At 68.6% G+C, this 2,477-nt stretch carries 3 protein-coding genes; all 3 read left to right on the forward strand.

From position 1 onward, the window contains the following. The first annotated feature begins 263 nt into the window (after positions 1-263). Positions 264-1,052, forward strand: coding sequence for an AraC family transcriptional regulator (locus VGD20_RS00710; RefSeq protein WP_331132613.1), 789 nt, complete (start codon positions 264-266; stop codon positions 1,050-1,052). 31 nt (positions 1,053-1,083) lie between these two features. Further along, positions 1,084-1,983 carry an ROK family protein gene (locus VGD20_RS00715; RefSeq protein ID WP_331132614.1) on the forward strand — a complete coding sequence of 300 codons (900 nt, stop codon included), beginning with the start codon at positions 1,084-1,086 and terminating at the stop codon, positions 1,981-1,983. Between the two features lie 2 nt (positions 1,984-1,985). Beyond that, a partial coding sequence (locus VGD20_RS00720) for a benzoate/H(+) symporter BenE family transporter (RefSeq protein WP_331132615.1) occupies positions 1,986-2,477 on the forward strand: 492 nt, incomplete at its 3' end.

Genomic DNA, 2,477 nt, shown 5'->3' on the forward strand with positions numbered 1-2,477 from the left:
CGGCCGGAACGACGACGCCCCCGCCCGGTACCGCCACGACCGGTACAACGACCACGGCTCCTCCGGGCGCAGCCACATCGGGGACGACCGCCGGCGGAACCGCCAACGCCGGCACCGTCAATCGGTCGCCCCCTCCTCCGCCTGCCCGCTGACAAGGCAAGGGCGCCGGGCAGCGGACTTCGCGCGGCGCCGGCGCCCCGACCCGAAAATTGCGACCGGCATTCGCGCGTGCGATGTGCAAAACTGCCGTCTATAGCGATCGCATGAACAGCAAGCGCTCCGTCGTCATATCGCCCGAGTTCACGAGTTTCGTCGGGCGCGGTCCGTGCGATCCTGCCGCGCTCCCCGCGGATGCGCTGATCCTGGGTTTCGGCGATATCGGCGAACCCGCGGTCATGATGCTTGGCGAGGACGAACTGGGCGAGGGCGCGCAGGATCATCTTGTCGTATTTGCGATCGGCCGCGCGGCGTGCCTTCGCCTGTTCGACAGGCTGCCCAAGGACGACGGCCGCTGGTACCTGCCCGCCAACCTTCGCGGCCTCGGCCGCGCGCTGGTCGCGGTCGACGGCGACAATCCCGCAGCGACGATGCTCCGGACCGCGCGCAGCATGGAATTATTGTGCCAGCTTTTCGCTGCGCTCGAAGCCGATCGCATGGTCGAAGTCGGCGGCGCGACGACGCTGAGCGAACAGGATATTGTGCGCGTCGCGGCGGCGCATCAACTGGTCAACGAGTGCTGGCACGAAAAATTGACCGTCAGCACCGTCGCACGCCGCTGCGGGCTCAGCAAAGCCAAGCTGACGCATGGTTTTCGGCAGCTCTATCAATGTACCGTGCCCGAGGCGGTCAGCGCGCGCCGGCTGGAACAGGCGCGGCAGCTTCTGGCGCAGAGCGACCTTCCGATTTCCAGCATCGGCTATCGCTGCGGCTATTTGAGCAACGCCAGCTTCACCCGCGCATTCGCCCGCCGTTTCGGCATGGCGCCGACCGAGATGCGGCGCCTCGAAACAACCCCGCAAGGTGCCGCAGCGATCGCTTCGAACGCGCGGTAACCAGTCACAACGAGACGGGATTTTTCGGGTTATGGACGGCAGGATTGCTCTGATCGAAGCGGGCGGCACCAAGTTCATCGTCGGCGTCGGCGATACATCGCGCCGGATTCATGCGCGCACCCGCATCGATACGACGCGGCCCGAAGAGACCATCCCCGCGGCGATCGACTGGCTGCGCCGGCAGGGTAGCGATTATTCGGCAGTCGGCATCGCCTCTTTCGGCCCGCTCGATCTCGATCCGACCTCGTCCGGCTGGGGGCATATCACACGCACGACAAAGCGGCACTGGAGCGACGCCGACGTCGCAGGGCCGTTCGGCCGCGCATTCGATTGCCCCGTCGCGATCGACACCGACGTCAACGGCGCCGCGCTCGCCGAATGGTTGTGGGGTGCGGGCCAAGACACGAACGCGTCGCTTTACCTGACCGTCGGCACCGGAATCGGCGGCGGCGCGGTCGTCGGCGGGCGACTGATCCACGGTGTCGGCCATCCCGAGATGGGCCATATTCGCATGCCGCGCCACCCGGCCGACGGCGGTTTTGCAGGCATCTGCCCCTTCCACGGCGACTGCCTCGAGGGGCTAGCGAGCGGCCCCGCGATCACGGCGCGCTGGGGCGCTTCGCTGTCCGAACTGCCGTCGGGCCATGAAGGGCACCGGATTATTGCCTGGTATCTCGCGCAGGCGGCAGCGACTTTTCAGGCGATCCTCGAACCCGCGCGGATCATTCTCGGCGGCGGCGTGATGAGTGCACCCGGGCTGCTCGACCGCGTTCGCACCGAAGCGGCCGCCGCATCGGGCGGCTATTTCGCGGGCAAGGCGGAAGAGATTATCGTGGCGCCCGCGCTGGGCGATGACGCCGGTCTCCTCGGCGCGCTCGCGTTGACGCGCATCGGCGGCAATCTGCACCGCATCCCGGCCTCGCGCGCCTGAACATGATGCTTCGCCGGCTTCCCCCTGCCCCCGCCTGGTCTTCGGCGCTGATCGCGGCGTTGATCGGCTTTGGCGGCACGATCGCGCTGGTCGTTCAGGCGATGCGGCATCTCGGCGCTTCGCCCGGACAGACGGGGTCGACGGTGACGGCCCTCTGCCTCGGCATCGCGCTGGCCGGCGCCGCGCTTTCGTGGCGGCTGCGCATGCCTGTCGTGCTCGCCTGGTCGACGCCGGGCGCGGCCCTCCTCGCGACGGCCACGCCCGGCCTGTCATGGCCGGTCGCGATCGGTATCTTCGTGTCAGCGGCGCTGGCGATGATCCTGCTCGGTGCCGTGCCGCTGCTCGGGCGGCTCGCCGAGCGCATCCCGCCGTCGATCGCCTCGGCGATGCTCGCGGGCGTGCTCCTGCCCTTTTGCCTCAAGCTGTTCGGGCTTGGCGCGGCGGACCCGCTCCTCGTCGCGCTGCTCGTTACGGTCTTTGTCGTGGCGCGCCAG

Source organism: Sphingopyxis sp., from assembly GCF_036402335.1.
Taxonomy (GTDB): Bacteria; Pseudomonadota; Alphaproteobacteria; order Sphingomonadales; family Sphingomonadaceae; genus Sphingopyxis.